Annotated in this window: 17 protein-coding genes; 15 read left to right on the top strand and 2 right to left on the bottom strand. The window is 67.6% G+C overall.

Annotation, left to right across the window (positions count from 1 at the left end; translation table 11 throughout):
- Positions 1 to 92 precede the first annotated feature (92 nt).
- The 10 genes from FBZ89_RS06655 to FBZ89_RS06620 all read left to right on the top strand — a co-directional run bounded on the left by FBZ89_RS06655 (position 93) and on the right by FBZ89_RS06620 (position 8,624).
- Entirely contained in the window at positions 93 to 893 is an 801-nt protein-coding gene (locus tag FBZ89_RS06655) for a queuosine precursor transporter (protein WP_145749223.1), read from the top strand.
- Between the two features lie 35 nt (positions 894 to 928).
- On the top strand, positions 929 to 2,206 hold the full coding sequence (tgt, locus tag FBZ89_RS06650; protein WP_145749222.1) for a tRNA guanosine(34) transglycosylase Tgt: 1,278 nt from the start codon (positions 929 to 931) through the stop codon (positions 2,204 to 2,206).
- Between the two features lie 106 nt (positions 2,207 to 2,312).
- Positions 2,313 to 3,920 carry a lysine--tRNA ligase gene (locus tag FBZ89_RS06645; RefSeq protein ID WP_145749221.1) on the top strand — a complete coding sequence of 536 codons (1,608 nt, stop codon included), beginning with the start codon at positions 2,313 to 2,315 and terminating at the stop codon, positions 3,918 to 3,920.
- A 57-nt stretch (positions 3,921 to 3,977) separates the two neighbouring features.
- Positions 3,978 to 4,232, top strand: coding sequence for a hypothetical protein (locus tag FBZ89_RS30730; RefSeq protein ID WP_186457227.1), 255 nt, complete (start codon positions 3,978 to 3,980; stop codon positions 4,230 to 4,232).
- A 3-nt stretch (positions 4,233 to 4,235) separates the two neighbouring features.
- A complete protein-coding gene (locus FBZ89_RS30725) occupies positions 4,236 to 4,409 on the top strand; it encodes a type II toxin-antitoxin system RelE/ParE family toxin (protein WP_186457226.1) in 174 nt (57 codons plus the stop codon).
- Positions 4,406 to 4,534, top strand: a complete 129-nt coding sequence (locus FBZ89_RS30720) for a type II toxin-antitoxin system RelE/ParE family toxin (protein ID WP_186457225.1) — start codon at positions 4,406 to 4,408, stop codon at positions 4,532 to 4,534. Before FBZ89_RS30725 ends, FBZ89_RS30720 begins: the two co-directional genes overlap by 4 nt.
- 33 nt (positions 4,535 to 4,567) lie before the next feature.
- On the top strand, positions 4,568 to 5,578 hold the full coding sequence (ltaE, locus tag FBZ89_RS06635; protein ID WP_145749219.1) for a low-specificity L-threonine aldolase: 1,011 nt from the start codon (positions 4,568 to 4,570) through the stop codon (positions 5,576 to 5,578).
- Positions 5,579 to 5,674: 96 nt separating this feature from the next.
- Positions 5,675 to 6,334 carry a MarC family protein gene (locus FBZ89_RS06630; RefSeq protein ID WP_186457224.1) on the top strand — a complete coding sequence of 220 codons (660 nt, stop codon included), beginning with the start codon at positions 5,675 to 5,677 and terminating at the stop codon, positions 6,332 to 6,334.
- Positions 6,335 to 6,347: 13 nt separating this feature from the next.
- Positions 6,348 to 6,851, top strand: a complete 504-nt coding sequence (locus FBZ89_RS06625) for a hypothetical protein (protein ID WP_145749217.1) — start codon at positions 6,348 to 6,350, stop codon at positions 6,849 to 6,851.
- A 54-nt stretch (positions 6,852 to 6,905) separates the two neighbouring features.
- Positions 6,906 to 8,624: an acyl-CoA dehydrogenase family protein gene (locus FBZ89_RS06620; protein WP_145749216.1), complete on the top strand. Its 1,719-nt coding sequence runs from the start codon at positions 6,906 to 6,908 to the stop codon at positions 8,622 to 8,624.
- A gap of 51 nt (positions 8,625 to 8,675) precedes the next feature.
- Here FBZ89_RS06620 and FBZ89_RS06615 read toward each other — a convergent pair whose 3' ends face one another.
- Complete coding sequence (locus tag FBZ89_RS06615) at positions 8,676 to 10,955, bottom strand: transglycosylase domain-containing protein (RefSeq protein WP_246172068.1); 2,280 nt, start codon at positions 10,953 to 10,955, stop codon at positions 8,676 to 8,678.
- A gap of 379 nt (positions 10,956 to 11,334) precedes the next feature.
- Positions 11,335 to 12,414 carry a phage shock protein operon transcriptional activator gene (gene pspF, locus FBZ89_RS06610; RefSeq protein ID WP_145749215.1) on the bottom strand — a complete coding sequence of 360 codons (1,080 nt, stop codon included), beginning with the start codon at positions 12,412 to 12,414 and terminating at the stop codon, positions 11,335 to 11,337.
- Between the two features lie 247 nt (positions 12,415 to 12,661).
- Between pspF and FBZ89_RS30715 the strand changes: the two genes are divergently transcribed.
- From FBZ89_RS30715 to FBZ89_RS06590, 5 genes are all read left to right on the top strand, one after another.
- Positions 12,662 to 12,832: a hypothetical protein gene (locus FBZ89_RS30715; protein ID WP_157999463.1), complete on the top strand. Its 171-nt coding sequence runs from the start codon at positions 12,662 to 12,664 to the stop codon at positions 12,830 to 12,832.
- Between the two features lie 14 nt (positions 12,833 to 12,846).
- On the top strand, positions 12,847 to 13,518 hold the full coding sequence (pspA, locus tag FBZ89_RS06605) for a phage shock protein PspA (protein WP_145749214.1): 672 nt from the start codon (positions 12,847 to 12,849) through the stop codon (positions 13,516 to 13,518).
- 7 nt (positions 13,519 to 13,525) lie between these two features.
- Complete coding sequence (pspB, locus tag FBZ89_RS06600) at positions 13,526 to 13,756, top strand: envelope stress response membrane protein PspB (RefSeq protein ID WP_040845458.1); 231 nt, start codon at positions 13,526 to 13,528, stop codon at positions 13,754 to 13,756.
- Complete coding sequence (gene pspC / locus FBZ89_RS06595; RefSeq protein ID WP_145749213.1) at positions 13,753 to 14,289, top strand: envelope stress response membrane protein PspC; 537 nt, start codon at positions 13,753 to 13,755, stop codon at positions 14,287 to 14,289. Before pspB ends, pspC begins: the two co-directional genes overlap by 4 nt.
- A 233-nt stretch (positions 14,290 to 14,522) precedes the next feature.
- On the top strand, positions 14,523 to 14,759 hold the full coding sequence (locus FBZ89_RS06590) for a hypothetical protein (protein ID WP_138918615.1): 237 nt from the start codon (positions 14,523 to 14,525) through the stop codon (positions 14,757 to 14,759).
- The last annotated feature ends 2 nt before the right edge of the window (positions 14,760 to 14,761 follow it).

Below are 14,761 nucleotides of genomic sequence, written 5' to 3'. Positions count from 1 at the left end.
TTGTGAACGAATGCTGTCTGATGGGGCCGCCTGCGGCCCATAGGCATTCCCGCGTGACGATCGCCTTGCCCGCGGGCTGGGGCCTCACATCCATGACGCTCTCGCCCGCCGCTCTCGTCGAATTTCTGAACGGCCTGCCGCCAGCAGCACTGCTGGTGGGCCAAATGCTGTTCTGTTTCAGCGCCATCCTGGCGCTCGCCCGGCTGTTCGGACAGTCCGGCCTCTACATCTACATCATCGTCGCCATCATCGGCGCCAACGTCGAGGTGTTGAAGGCGGTTCAATTCCCCTTCTATGAACACCCCGTGGCCATGGGCACGATCCTGTTCAGCTCGACATATCTCGCCACGGACATCCTGACCGAGCATTACGGGCGGGAGGCGGCGCGGCGCGGCATCTACCTCAGCTTCGCGGGCTATCTGCTGTTCACGCTGATGATGCTGGTCAGCCTGGGGTTCCGCCCCATGACGGCGGAGCAGGCCGGCGATGACATGGCCTGGGCGCTGTCGACGCAAGACCACCTGGCCGCCCTGTTCCTGCCGGCCCCGGCCCTGTTCCTGTCCGGCATGGCCTCCTACCTGGCCAGCCAGCTGTGCGACGTCTGGATCTATCAGAAGATCCGGGGGGCGACGGGGCAGAGGCACCTGTGGCTGCGCAACAACGGCTCCACCATGGTGTCGGCGCTGATCGACAACACCGTCTTCAGCCTGTTGGCCTGGCGCGTCTTCGCCGAGACGCCGGTGGACTGGCATGCCCTGGTGTTCACCTACATCCTGGGCACCTATCTCATGCGGGTGGTCGCCAGCCTGCTGGACACCCCCTTCATGTACCTGTCGCGCCGGGCCCTCGCGCCGCATCTTGGCGTGCCCCATCTGGCCAAAACCCGCGGCTGACCCCGTCCTTCCCCTTCGTTTCAGAGTCCGTGCCCATGTCCGACCTGCCGACCTCCTATCCCGGGTTCTCGTTCGAGATCACCCACAAGGCCCCCGACAGCCGGGCGCGCCTGGGCCGGCTGACCACGCCGCACGGCACCATCTCCACCCCCAACTTCATCTTTTGCGGCACCAAGGCGTCCATCAAAGGCGTCACGCCGGCGCAGATGCGGGCGGAGAAGACGGACATCATCCTGTCCAATACCTATCACCTGATGATCCAGCCCGGCGCCGACATCGTCGCCAAGATGGGCGGCCTGCACCGCTTCATGGGCTGGGACGGCCCCATGCTGACCGATTCGGGCGGCTTCCAGATCTTCTCCATGGGCCACGGCTCGGTGGCGGATGAGATCAAGGGCCGCCGCACCCAGACGCGCGACACCACCCTGCTGAAGATCAGCGAGAAGGGCGCCACCTTCCGCAGCTACATGAACGGCGAGAAGCTGTTCCTGTCGCCCGAACTGTCCATCGATATCCAGCGCAAGCTAGGCGCCGACCTGATCGTGCAGTTCGACGAGTGCACACCCTTCCATGTCGACCGCGCCTACACCGCCAAGTCCATGGCGCTGAGCCACCGCTGGGGCGACCGCAGCTTGAAGGAATTCGCGAAGGGCGGGGGTATCAGCTACAACGGCCTGCCCCAGGCCCTCTACGGCATCATCCAGGGCGGGGTGTATGAGGATTTGCGCAAGGAAAGCGCCACCTACACCAAGGATCGCCCCTTCTTCGGCACGGCCGTGGGCGGCAGCCTGGGCGCCAACACCGCCCAGATGGATGAGGTGGTGGCCATGACCATGCCCCACACCCATCCCGACCGGCCGGTGCACCTGCTGGGCATCGGCGGCATCCGCGACATCTTCGCCGGCGTGGTCCAGGGCATCGACACCTTCGACTGCGTCAGCCCCACCCGCATCGCCCGCCACGGCTGGGCGCTCGCCCCCAAGGCGAAGGGGGAGCGGCTGAACATGCGCAACTCCCGCTTCCGCGATGATCCAGGCCCCATCGACCCGGTCTGCGACTGCTACGCCTGCAGCAACTTCAGCCGCGCCTATATCCACCATCTGCTGAAGGCGGGGGAGCTGTTGGTAATGCAGCTGCTGTCCATCCACAACGTCGCCACCATGAACCGCCTGCTGCGCGACGTGCGCGAGGGCATCGCCACCGGCACGCTGCCGGAGACGCGCAAGCGCTGGGTTTACGATCCCCTTGAGCAAGCCCCCTATAAGCAAGAAAGTGGCGGGGACGAGCAGGCGGCGCAGGGCGGGACCGCCTAGGCCCCCGATTGACCGTATTCCTGGCAGCGCCTACGGTGCCGAGCCCGACTCGGCATCGCTGTGGAGCCGGGCTTCTTCCACATCCGAATTGACGTGAGTGACCGCGATGGCGACGGAACAGGAACTGGCACGCGAGGCGAAGGCTTGGCCGTTTGAGGAGGCGCGCAAACTGGTCGCGCGCTACGGCGACAAGGCCCCGGCCAAAGGCTATGTCCTGTTCGAAACCGGCTATGGCCCGTCGGGCCTGCCGCACATCGGCACCTTCGGCGAGGTGGCCCGCACCACCATGGTGCGCCAGGCATTCCAACGCCTGGCCCCCGGCGTGCCAACCCGCCTGTTCGCCTTCTCCGACGACATGGACGGCCTGCGCAAGGTGCCGGACAACATCCCCAACCGCGAGATGGTGGCCGAGCATTTGGGCAAGCCGCTGACCAAGGTGCCGGACCCGTTCGGCACGCATGAGAGCTTCGGCCACCACAACAATGCCCGCCTGCGCGCCTTCCTTGACAGCTACGGCTTCGAGTACGAGTTCCAGAGCAGCACCGACTGGTACACCTCCGGCCGGTTCGATCACGCCCTGCTGGCCGTGCTGCGCCACTATGGCGAGATCATGGGCGTGATGCTGCCGACCCTGGGCGAGGAACGCCGGGCGACCTACAGCCCCTTCCTGCCCATCAGCCCCAGCACCGGCCGCGTGCTGCAGGTGCCGATGCTGGAGATCAACCCGGACGCCGGCAGCGTGGTGTTCCAGGATGAGGACGGCAGGAAGGTCGAGACCCCCGTCACCGGCGGCCATGTGAAGCTGCAATGGAAGCCCGACTGGGGCATGCGCTGGTTCGCGCTGGGCGTCGATTACGAGATGGCCGGCAAGGACCTGATCCCCTCCGTCGAGCTGGCCAGCAAGATCTGCCGCATCCTGGGGGCCCAGCCGCCCGAGGGTTTCAATTACGAGCTGTTCCTGGACGACAAGGGCCAGAAGATCAGCAAGTCCAAGGGCAACGGCCTGACGATGGAGGAGTGGCTGCGCTACGCCCCGCCGGAAAGCCTGGCCCTCTACATGTTCCAGAAGCCGCGCGCCGCCAAGAAGCTGTTCTTCGACGTGATCCCGCGCGCGGTCGACGACTACCTGACCTTCGTCGACAAGCTGAAGGGCGAGGATCCGGCCAAGGCGCTGGAGAACCCGGCCTGGCACATCCACAACGGCCAGGTGCCGGAGTGGGCCACCGCCGCCGACCGGCTGAAGACGAACCTGTCCTTCGGCATCCTGCTGAACCTGGCGGGTGCCGCCAACGCCGAGAACGCGGACGTGATGTGGGGTTTCATCAGCCGCTACGCCCCCGCCGCCACCCCGGCCAACAGCCCCTTCCTGAACCGGCTGGTGGGCTACGCCGTCGCCTACTATCAAGACCGCGTGAAGCCCACCAAGGTCTACCGCGCGCCCACCGAGGTGGAGCGTGCCGCCCTGGAGGAACTGCGCGCGGCCCTGGCCCAGTGGCCGGCCGACGACCTGACCAACGCCGAGGCCTTGCAGAACGAGGTCTATGAGATCGGCAAGCGCCATCCCTTCCCCGAGCTGCGCGCCTGGTTCCTGGCCCTCTATGAGGTGCTGCTGGGCCAGAGCACCGGCCCCCGCATGGGCAGCTTCATCGCCCTCTATGGTGTGGCCGAGACCAAGGCCCTGATCGACCAGGCGCTGGGCGACGGGATCAAGTAAGCAGCCTGTCACGGGCGGGAATGGACAAAAGCCGTTCCCGCCCGCATATAATTCAGCATGACGCAGCGCATCGACATCCAGGACAGCACCGCCGAACGGTTGGCCCGCCTGCAGGCGCTAACCGGCCAGGACATTGATACGGTCCTCGATGCCGCTTTGGCCGCGCGTCTGGAGCAGCTGGAAATGGAAGCATTTCGCGCCGCCGTGCAGGAAGGCGTCCGCCAAGCGGATGCAGGTCTTTTCTCCACCCGCAGCGTGGAAGAGATCATTTCCCGTGGCATTGCCCGGGCACGCCAATCCCGACCCAGCTGATCCATGCCCTTCCGCCTCACCGAATTGGCGGAAGCCGACCTCGAGTCCATCGCGGCGTATACCGCCGATCAGTGGGGCGAAGCCCAGGCGCTGGCCTATACCGGGCATCTGACGAAGGCCTTTCGCAAACTAGGCGACAATCCCTCCTCCCCGGCAGCCGAAGGCGGGATGATTTGACTGAAGGTTGCCGCATCCTGGCCGTCGAAAAGCATCTGATCGTCTATCGCAGCGAAGCTGGCTTGACCGACATACTGCGTATCCTGCATCAGCGGATGGACTTGCTTCTGCAGCGCCTGTTTTGACGGGCCGCCTTCGCCTCAAAGGACCCCTTCCCCATGATCCGCCACGACTTCCGCAGCGACACCGTCACCCGGCCCAGCCCCGCCATGCGCCAGGCCATTGCGGATGCGGAGGTGGGGGACGATGTGTTTGGCGACGACCCGACGGTGAAGCGGCTGGAGGAGCGGACGGCGGAGCTGCTGGGCAAGGCGGCAGGCCTGTTCCTGCCCTCGGGAACGCAGTCCAACCTGGCGGCGCTGATGGCGCACTGCGGCCGGGGCGACGAATACATCGTGGGCCAGATGGCCCATTGCTATCGCTGGGAGGCGGGCGGGGCCGCCGTGCTGGGCAGCATCCAGCCGCAACCCATCGCCCACCAGGCCGACGGCACCCTGGCGCTGGCCGACGTCCAGGCCGCCATCAAGCCGGACGATCCGCACTTCGCCCGCACCCGCCTGCTGGCGCTGGAGAACACGCTGGGCGGCCGCGCCCTGCCCCTGTCCTACATGAGGGACGCCGTCGACCTGGCCCGCCGCCACGGCCTGGCCACCCACCTGGACGGCGCCCGGGTGTTCAACGCCGCAACATCCCTGGGCGTGCCGGCGGCCGAGGTGGCGGTGGGCTTCGACACCGTGTCCGTCTGTCTGTCCAAGGGGCTGGGCGCCCCCGTGGGCAGTGTGCTGGTGGGCGAGGCCGACCTGATCCAACGCGCCCGGCGCATCCGCAAGATGTTGGGCGGTGGCCTGCGCCAGGTGGGCATCCTGGCCGCCGCCGGCCTGTATGCGCTGGAACACAACGTCACCCGGCTGGCCGACGACCATGCCAACGCGCAGCGCCTGGCCGAGGGCCTCTCCGCCTTCCCCGCTATGACCGTGACCCCACCCGACACCAACATCCTGTTCGTGGCCGTGGCGCCCGACGTGGCCGACGCCTTCAACGCCCACCTGAAGGCCCACGGCATCGCCGTCACCAGCACCTACGGCCTGCAGCGCTGGGTGACCCACCTGGACGTGGATGCGGCGGCCGTGGACGCGGCGCTGGACATCGTGGCGGCGTTTTTCCATTAGGAAACCGTATGCTGAGCGGTTGAAGCGGCGCCGTCGCCAACGGTACTCTGCCACACCCCCGCGACTGGGCGCGGGGTCAGCGTGGTGGGGGTGGCCTTGGATTTATCGTCGTTCGTGGCGTCGTGGCAGGAATACAGCAAGTTCGTCATCGCGCTGTTCGCCATTCTGACCCCCTTCGCCGCCATTCCCATCTTCCTGGGTTTGACCGAGGGCCGCAGCCAGCGCGAGCGCAACATGATCGCCCGCCAGGCGGTCCTGACCGTGGCCACCGTGCTGATCGTCTCCGCCCTGGTGGGTGACCTGGTGCTGCGCCTGCTGGGCACCAGCCTGGACAGCTTCCGCGTGGGCGGCGGCCTGGTGCTGCTGCTGATCGCCCTGTCCATGCTGAACGCCAACGTCTCCGCCATGAAGCAGACGGAAGGGGAGGCCAGCGAGGCGGAAGGACGCAGCGCCATCGGCGTGGTGCCCCTGGGCCTGCCCCTGCTGGCCGGCCCAGGCGCCATCACCGCTGTCATCATCCAGATGCAGAAGGGGCACGGCCCCATCCATGGCGGCCTGATCATCGGCTGCATCGTCTTCGTCTGCCTGCTGCTGTGGGGCGCCCTGCGCCTGGCCGGCCCCATCGGCAACCGCCTGGGCCAAATCGGCCTGAACATCATGAGCCGCCTGTTCGGCCTGCTGCTGGCCTCGGTCGCGGTGGAGACCATCGCGGCCGGCCTGCGCAACCTGTTCCCCGGCCTGGCCGGCGCCGGCTGAAGCGGCGGCGGCCATGGAGTGGGTGCATATCGCCCTGGGCGCCATCGGGAGCGCGGCGGTGGCCACGGCGAAGGTCGTGGAACAACAGCAGAAGCCCTGCACCGTCACCCGTTCGACCATCATGATCCCCAATGACAAAGAACGGGTCTGGGCGCTGCTGAACGATTATCCGAACCAAGGGGATTGGCGACACTTCGCCATGGTCAAGCCCACCACCGCTGCCGACGGCCAGACAATATGGCGGCTGGACACTGGCGTGCGCACCCAGGGCTTTTTCCGGGTCCGCCGCCGCGAAGCCTTCACTGTGGCGAGTTGCAAGCGGTATCGGCTGGTGCATCGCATGCTGGCGCCGGTGCAGGGCGAGCGCAGCTTCATCCTGGATGAACAACAGGGCCATGGCCGGATCGTGCGCCTCACCCTCACCTGGACGGGCGCCCTGTACCACCGCAAGCGCCTCATCCTGGAATCCGACCGCTTGATCCGGGACCTGACCTCCCATTTCCACCGGGCGCGTTGAACCACCCCGCCGGCCGGCGCACAATGGCGTCAGCCCAGCGTTGGAGGACGCCCCTTGATCGAGCCAGATGAGGTTCCCCGCACCGCCCGGGGCACCAACCTCTACATCGCCGACATCAACCTGCAGCGCCTGTTGGAGCGGCGCGCGCCGGAGGAGTTGCAGCGGCATGAGGACAGGCTGGCCGATTTCGGCGCTTGGGCCGGCGGCCCGCTGGATGAGCAAGCGGAATACACCGACCGCCACGCCAACCCGCAACACACGCCCCAGCCCTATGGCCCCAACGGCCACCAGGGCGCCCCCATCGTCTTCAACCCCCGCTATCTGGAATGCCATGCCGAGGCCTATGCCCGGGGTGCCGTCGGCCTGCCCTATCAGAAGGGCGCCTCGGGCCGGCATCTGGCCTGCTTCACCATGGGCTATCTGCTGAGCCAGGCCGACGTGTCCATCCACTGTCCCGTCACCATGACGGGGGCGGTGGCGCACGTGCTGAACACTGTCGCACCCGACGATCTGCGGACGCGCTTCCTGCCACACCTGATCCGCATGGACGGCCAGGCGCTGTCCGGCGGCACCTGGGCGACGGAGCTGCATGGCGGATCGGATGTGGGCGCCACCACCACGCGGGCCGTGAAAACGGATGAGGCCTGGGCCCTGCATGGCCTGAAATGGTTCACCAGCAACGCCGGATCCGGCCTGGCCCTGGCCACCGCGCGCCCCGATGGGGCACCGGCGGGTGGCCCATCAAGTGGTGGAAGGGGCCTGGGCTGCTATCTGGTGCCCAGCCACCTGGAGGGCGACCAGCCGAATGCTTACAGCATCCGCCGCCTGAAGGAAAAGGTGGGCACGCGCGGCTTGGCCACGGCGGAGTTGGATCTCAACGGCGCCACCGCCTTCGAGGTGGCGGGGCCGGGCGAGGGGCTGAAGGTCATGATGGCCGCCCTGGAGTACAGCCGCATCCACAACGCCGTCGCCTCCGCCGGCCTGCTGCGCCGCGCGTTCGTCGAGTCGCTGGGCTGGTCGGCGCACCGCGCCGCCTTTGGCCAGACCGTGGTCCACTATCCCATGGTGCAAGACCAACTGCTGGACATGCAGATGGAGTTGGAGGCGGCGGTGGCGCTGTCCTTCGAGTCGGTGTTCGCCTTCGACGCCCTGGCGACCGGGGACAGCGATCCGGAACAGGGCGGCGACTGGCTGCGCCTGGTGACGGCCCTGGCCAAGTACCGCACCGCCGACCAGGCGGTGAAGGCCTGCCGCACGGCGGTCGAGATGGTGGGCGGCAACGGCTACACTGAGGAATTCCCCACCGCGCGGCTTTACCGCGATTGCCTGGTGACCGCCGTGTGGGAAGGGCCGGCCAACATCCAGGCGCTGGAGCTGTTGCGCCTGGTGGCGGGCAAGCGGCCCGGCGACCAGATCTTCCTCGGCCGGGTGGGCGCCGCCCTGTCCGACCTGCCGCCCCAGGCGGGCGGCACCGCCGACCTGCTGGAGGGCGCGCTGGAGGAATGCCGGGCCGCCCTGTCCCACCTGCGCCGCAACCCGGACCAGGCGCCGCGCCACGGCCGGCGCCTGCTGGACCTGCTGTCCGACACCCTGGCCACGGCCCTGCTGTGCGAGGAGGCGGTGGCCGACCTGAAGCTGGGCGACCACCGCAAGATGCTGGTCGCCAACCGCTTCGCCGCCCGCGTACTGGCCCACCACAATCCCATCGCCACGGAGATGGAACCAGCCCTGGCCGCGTTCGAGGATGTGATCCTATATCAGCCGGTGGGGTGAGGGGCGCCGGCCAAGGCGCGGATGCGCCGCCGGCGCCTGGGGAACCCCAAACTACTGCTCTTTCTTCAGCTTGTTCAGCAGGTCCCCGATGGGGTCGGGCTTGTTGGACGGGGCCTGGTCGGGGACGTCCTTGTCGTCGTCCTGGTCATCTTCCTTCTGCACCGCCTCGGGCTTGACCTGGCCCGTCGTGTCGACCGCAGGCGTGCCGGCCGCGGTGGGGGCGCCGTCCAGGGGCACGGTCTCCACCGTGGGCAGGGGCGGCACGGCCGGGCCGTCGGGGGCCTGGTCCTGCACGGCGGCGGGCTGCAGCGGGATCAGGTCGCGCACGGGCAGGCCTTGCTCCAGGTCGGTCATGATGGCCTTCCACAGCTTGGCCGGCAGGGTGCCGCCGGTGATGCGCTTCATCTCATCGCCGTCGTCGTTGCCCAGCCAAACGCCGGTGACGTAGTCGGCGGTGAAGCCCATGAACCAGGCGTCGCGATAGTCCTGGGTGGTGCCCGTTTTGCCGGCGATAGGGCGGTCGGCCAGCTGGGCCGACTTGCCCGTGCCCACCTGCACCACGCCCATCATCATGCGCACCAGGTTGGCGTCCTCCGCCGCGGCGATGGCATAGCCGGCACCGCTGCCCTTGCGCTGGTACAGCACGCTGTCGTCGGCGTCGCGGATCTCGGTGATGCCGTAGGGGAAGACGGCGCGGCCACCATTGGCGATGGCGGTGTAGGCACCCGTCAGTTCCAGCGGCGTCACCTCGCTGGTGCCCAGGGCCAGCGACAGGTCGCGGCGTAAGGGTGCGGTGATGCCCAGGCGGCGGGCGACGGCGATGGCGCGGTCGATGCCCACGCTTTCCAACAGGCGGATGGTGGCGGTATTGACCGAGTGGGCCAGCGCTGTGCGCAACGGAATCTCACCCATATAGCCGGGCTCGTAGTTCTTCGGCTCCCACTTGCCGCGCTTGTAGGGGGCGTCCAGGATCAGGTCGTCGGGCGTGCGGCCCGCCTCCAGCGCCGCCAGATAGACGAAGGGCTTGAAGGAGGACCCGGGCTGGCGCAGGGCCTGCGTGGCGCGGTTGAACTGGCTTTCGTCGTAATCGCGGCCGCCCACCATGGCCTTCACCGCCCCGTCCGGCGCCATGATGACCACGGCGGCCTGGTGGACGTTGGCGGCGGCGCCGGGGCCGTTCAGGATTTCCGCCACATGGGCCGTCGCCGCCCGCTGCATCTTGGCATCGTAGGTGGTGTGGACCACCAGGTCGCCATGGTTGGGGCCGATGAAGGCGTTGACCTGGTCAGCCACCCAGGCGGCGAAGTAACGGCCGTCGCCCTCGACCGCCGGGTTGGCGCGCGGCTGGGCGGGCTGGTTCACCACCGCTTTGGCCTGTTCCACCGTGATGTAGCCGGCGTCCACCATGGTGGCCAGCACCACGGCCATGCGCTGCTCGGCCCGTTCGTTGTTGGCGCTGGGCGAGTATTTGGAGGGCGCCTTCAACAGGCCGGCGATGATCGCCGCCTCCCGCAAATTCACCTCGGTCGCCGGCTTGTCGAAATAGGTGCGTGCCGCCGCGTCCACGCCATAGGTGCCGGCACCCAGGTACACCCGGTTCAGGTAGGCGCCCAGGATCTGGTCCTTGGTGTAGCGGTGCTCCAGCATCAGGGCCAGCATGGCCTCCTGCACCTTGCGGCGCATGGTCTTGGCCGGCGACAGGAACAGGTTGCGCGCCAGCTGCTGGGTGATGGTGGAGGCGCCCTGCCGCATGTGGCCGGTGCGGTAATCGGTCCAGGCGGCACGGGCAATGCCGATGGGATCGACACCGAAATGACTGTAGAAGCGCCGATCCTCCACCGCCAGGACGGCGTGGACCAGGTCCGGCGAGATCTCCGACACCTCCAGCGTCTCGCCGCGCATGTCGCCGAAGCGCGCCAGCTTGCTGCCGTCGGCCGCCAACACGGTGACGGCCGGGCGGCGCTGGAACTGTGCCACCTGGCTGATTTCCGGCAGGTCATAGGCGAAATAGGCCACGACGCCGGCGAAGACCATGATGCCCCAGATGCCCAGCACCACCAGCGTCTTCACCCACCACGGCATGCGCGGCCCGCCGGCGCGGCGTTTGGGCGCCGGGCGCCGGCCGGGCGGCGGGCGGCGGCGCGGCGGCTGGCTGTTACCGCCGCCGCCATTGCCACCAGCCCCGCCTTCATCGCCCCCATCGGGGCGCGGGCGGGGGGCCACACGGGGGGAAGCGGCCTTGGCCGGGGCGGCCGGCTTGCGGCGCGGCGCCGGCTGGCTGCCCACGGGGCGGAAGGCGCGCAGCGAGGTGTCGGTGTCGTCAGGGCTCAAGGCGGCGGCTCAACTAAGGCGTCCCTTTGGGAGCGCCGGTCATCGGGGAAAGAGGCGGTGACAGGCCCTATCTAAGGGATGGGTGACCCTGCGGAAAGCGCCGGCTGGTCAACCCTGACCCCTTATCCCTTCGCCATCCCCAGGCGTCCTGCCCGCCCGGTGGTGTGGGCGGCCCCATCGGCCCTGATCCAGGGCTAGAGGGCAAAAAGGGCGTTTTCAGGGCGGCGTTTGGTCGCATGTTTTAGGTGCTCCCTCAAACGCCGGGCGCCGCATCCGCGGCCTTGGCATGTCCTCGTTTTGCAGTCCGCCTGCGGCTCCCCGCAAAACTCCGGCGGACGCGGTCGCGTCCTGGTGAAAAAAAACGTAGAAATGGCGCCGATCACTCGGCGGCGCTGCGGCGGTCCAGCAGCTCATACTTGCGCAGATAGCCGCGGAACTGGTGGTAGTTCAGGCCCAGGTCGGCGGCGGCTCGTTTCTGGTGGAACTGGTTGCGCTCCAGCGCCGCGCGCAGCAGCGCCTTTTCAAAGTCCGCCACCTGTTCCAGGAAGTTGCAGGGACCACTGGGCGCCGCCGTTGCGGGGCCGGGCGCGGTGGGGGTGGCGGGCGTCGCCTCGGCCTCCGCTTCCTCCGCCGGCGCCGGGCCGGCGCGGCGGTCCCCGGGCATGGCCACGGGGCGGAAGGGAGAGTCGAAGGGGTCGAAGACGACCTCGTCGATGGGCCGCTCCGCCCCCTGGGCGCGGTAGACCGCCCGCTCCACCACGTTCTTCAGTTCGCGGATGTTGCCGGGCCAGGGATAGGCCAACAGCTGGCTCATGGCCTTGGGCGCGAAACCGGGAAAGAAGGGCCGCCCCAGTTCGCGCGCCATGGCGATGCCGAAATGGTCGACCAGCATGGGGATGTCGTCGGCCCGCGCCCGCAAGGGGGGGATGGTCACCACGTCGAAGGACAGGCGGTCCAGCAGGTCGGCGCGGAACTTTCCGGCCGACGCCATCTTGGGCAGGTCGGCGTTGGTGGCGCCCACCACGCGCACGTCCACCGACACCGTCTGGGTGCCGCCCACGCGCTCGAACTCCCCATACTCGACGACGCGTAGGATCTTCTCCTGCACCGAGGCCGAGCTGGTGGCGATCTCATCCAGGAACAGGGTGCCGCCGTCGGCCAGCTCGAACCGGCCGACATGGCGCTTGGCCGCGCCGGTGAAGGCGCCCTGCTCATGCCCGAACAGCTCCGTCTCCAGCAGCGTCTCGGACAAGGCCGCGCAGTTCAGCTTGATGAAGGGCTTGTCCCAGCGGGACGACAGATAGTGCAGGCGGGCGGCCACCAGTTCCTTACCCGTGCCGCGCTCACCGATGACCAGCGTGGGGCGGTTCAGCGGGGCCGCCCGCGACACATGCTCCATCAGCTGCAGGAAGGACGCGGCCTGGCCGACCAGGGACGGCGGGGTTGCGGAGGAGGCCATGGGTGATTCGCTCGCGGGGCGGAAACTACCGCATAAGGGGGGCGGCTTGGCTGATCATGGCAGCAGTTGGCGAAATTCGCCACATAATCGTGGATTTGGATAAATCGCCCGGCTTCGCCCAGGATGCAGACTGATGTGTTTTGTTTATTATCAATGACTTATGACAGGAAGATACAATTGGCACGCCCCTTGCTCATGTAGGGACACACGATCGAATGCAAGGAACTCATCGAAGGGGAATGCAGCGATGACCGACCACACGATCCACGACAAGGCCGGCGATGCCGGCTTCTTCGCCAGCCGGGCCCAGAGCCAACTGGCCATGTTGGCGGACGATTTCCGCGCCGTGCCGGCTGAAGCTTGGATCATCCTTGCGGTCGCCACCGTGTTGAGCAACCTTTTCATCGCCCTTGCCTGAAGGAGACCTGACTCATGGGCATCTTTTCGCGCCTCAGCGACATCATCAATTCCAACCTGAACGCCATCCTGGATCGCGCCGAGGACCCGGAGAAGATCATCCGTCTGGTCATCCAGGAGATGGAAGACACGCTGGTCGAGGTTCGCTCCTCCGCGGTGAAGACCGTGGCGGAGAAGAAGGAGATCGAGCGCCGCCTGGTCGAACTCCGCCGTGAGGCCGAGGAATGGCAGCGCAAGGCCGAGTTGGCCCTGTCCAAGGACCGTGAGGACCTGGCCAAGGGCGCCCTGATGGCCCGCGCCAAGATCGCCGAAGCCGCCGACGGCCTGACGACCGACCTGGGCCGCCTGGATGAGGCCCTGGCGAAGACCAACGACGATATCGGCCAGCTGCAGGCCAAGCTGCAGGACGCCAAGACGCGGGAACGCGCCATCGTCGCCCGCCAGAAGACCGCCACGGCGCGTCTGAAGGTCAAGACCCAGCTTCACGACGACCGCATCACGGATGCCTTCTCGCGTTTCGACCAGATCGAGCGCAACCTGGATGTCCTGGAAGGCAAGGCGGAAGTCCTGGATATGGGACGCAAGCGCAGCCTGGCGGACGAGATCGCCGAGCTGGAGAGCAACGACAAGGTCGAATCCGAGCTGCAGGCCCTGAAGGCCAAGCTGGCGACCAAGAACCAGGGGTAATCTGTCCATGGACCTGGACGCACTTGTCGCCGTACCCATCATCTTCATGGTCATCGTGGCGCCGGTGTGGATCATCGCCCACTATGTGACCAAGTGGCGGGTCGCCAAGACACTGTCGGTCGATGACGAGCGCATGCTGTCGGACCTGTGGCACAGCGCCACTGAAATGGACAGCCGCATCCAGCAGCTGGAGAAGATCCTGGATGCGGAGGCCCCGGGCTGGAGGGCACGGCAATGACTGGTAGAGGCTCTAACCCGCCGCCCTTCCCGGGGCGGCGGCCCCCCGGCGGGACCTCCGGTGGCGGTTCGGGCGGGTATGGCGGCGGCAGCCGCTGGACCAACCCCACCGCCGGCGCCCAGGGCGGCACCTACGGGGGCGGCGGCACCTTCGGCAGCCCCAACCCCCACCGTCTGTATCGCAACCCCCGCGCTGGCAAGGTGGCCGGTGTCTGCGCCGGCGTCGCCGACTACTTCAGCGTCGACGCCTGGCTGGTGCGGTTGGGCATGTTCCTGGGCCTGGTGTTCTTCTTCCCGGCCACGATCATCGCCTACATCGTGCTGGCCGTCGTGCTGAAGCCGCAGCCCCAGGGGCTGTATGGCAGCAACGAGGAAGAGGTGTTCTGGCGGTCGGTCACCACCCGCCCCGACCAGACCCTGGCCGGCCTGCGCGCCAAGTTCCGCGACCTGGATCGCGAGATCGGCGCCATGGAAACCGCCGTCGCCTCTCGCGAGTTCGACCTGCGGCGGCAGTTCAAGGATTTGGAGAAGTAAGTCTCCGGGTGTTCATGGGGCGCGCGGGGGGCGGAGGGGACAGACCTTCCGGCCCCCTCTCCCCCGGCGGCGGTCTCCCCGGCCGTTTATTACGGCGGCCCATCCCAATGGTTGCCATGGGCCTGTCACCAGGCACACAATAATCTAAGATTGCGTGGCCTGACGGGATCGGCCAGGTCCCATCGACGCCCCAGGTTTACCCGTCACACGACCCTTAGCAGGTGGCCTTCCCCATGTCGCCGATACTCGTCCCCCTCTTGGCGCTGTGCATTCCCATCGTGGCCATCGTCTTGCGGGCGATGCAGAAGCTGCAGGATATCGAGGCCATGGCCCAGGCGCGCCGCGGCCAGCAGGACCAGCGCTTTCGCTGCTACGATGATCTGGAGCGCCGGGTGACCCAGATGGAGCGGCACGTCACCAGCCCCGAATTCGACCTCAACCGCAAGCTGAGCCAGCTGGCGCAGCGCTGATA

It is taken from the genome of Nitrospirillum amazonense (assembly GCF_007828045.1).
In the GTDB taxonomy this organism is placed as follows: Bacteria; Pseudomonadota; Alphaproteobacteria; order Azospirillales; family Azospirillaceae; genus Nitrospirillum; species Nitrospirillum amazonense_C.
Note: the sequence above shows the minus strand (reverse complement) of the source record. Positions and strands in the feature narration are given on the sequence as shown.

Coding starts and splice junctions, on each gene's coding strand:
- FBZ89_RS06655 (WP_145749223.1), top strand. CDS start 93: ATGACGCTCTCGCCCGCCGCTCTCGTCGAATTTCTGAACGGCCTGCCG.
- tgt (WP_145749222.1), top strand. CDS start 929: ATGTCCGACCTGCCGACCTCCTATCCCGGGTTCTCGTTCGAGATCACC.
- FBZ89_RS06645 (WP_145749221.1), top strand. CDS start 2,313: ATGGCGACGGAACAGGAACTGGCACGCGAGGCGAAGGCTTGGCCGTTT.
- FBZ89_RS30730 (WP_186457227.1), top strand. CDS start 3,978: ATGACGCAGCGCATCGACATCCAGGACAGCACCGCCGAACGGTTGGCC.
- FBZ89_RS30725 (WP_186457226.1), top strand. CDS start 4,236: ATGCCCTTCCGCCTCACCGAATTGGCGGAAGCCGACCTCGAGTCCATC.
- ltaE (WP_145749219.1), top strand. CDS start 4,568: ATGATCCGCCACGACTTCCGCAGCGACACCGTCACCCGGCCCAGCCCC.
- FBZ89_RS06625 (WP_145749217.1), top strand. CDS start 6,348: ATGGAGTGGGTGCATATCGCCCTGGGCGCCATCGGGAGCGCGGCGGTG.
- pspF (WP_145749215.1), bottom strand. CDS start 12,414: ATGGCCTCCTCCGCAACCCCGCCGTCCCTGGTCGGCCAGGCCGCGTCC.
- FBZ89_RS30715 (WP_157999463.1), top strand. CDS start 12,662: ATGACCGACCACACGATCCACGACAAGGCCGGCGATGCCGGCTTCTTC.
- pspA (WP_145749214.1), top strand. CDS start 12,847: ATGGGCATCTTTTCGCGCCTCAGCGACATCATCAATTCCAACCTGAAC.
- pspB (WP_040845458.1), top strand. CDS start 13,526: ATGGACCTGGACGCACTTGTCGCCGTACCCATCATCTTCATGGTCATC.
- pspC (WP_145749213.1), top strand. CDS start 13,753: ATGACTGGTAGAGGCTCTAACCCGCCGCCCTTCCCGGGGCGGCGGCCC.
- FBZ89_RS06590 (WP_138918615.1), top strand. CDS start 14,523: ATGTCGCCGATACTCGTCCCCCTCTTGGCGCTGTGCATTCCCATCGTG.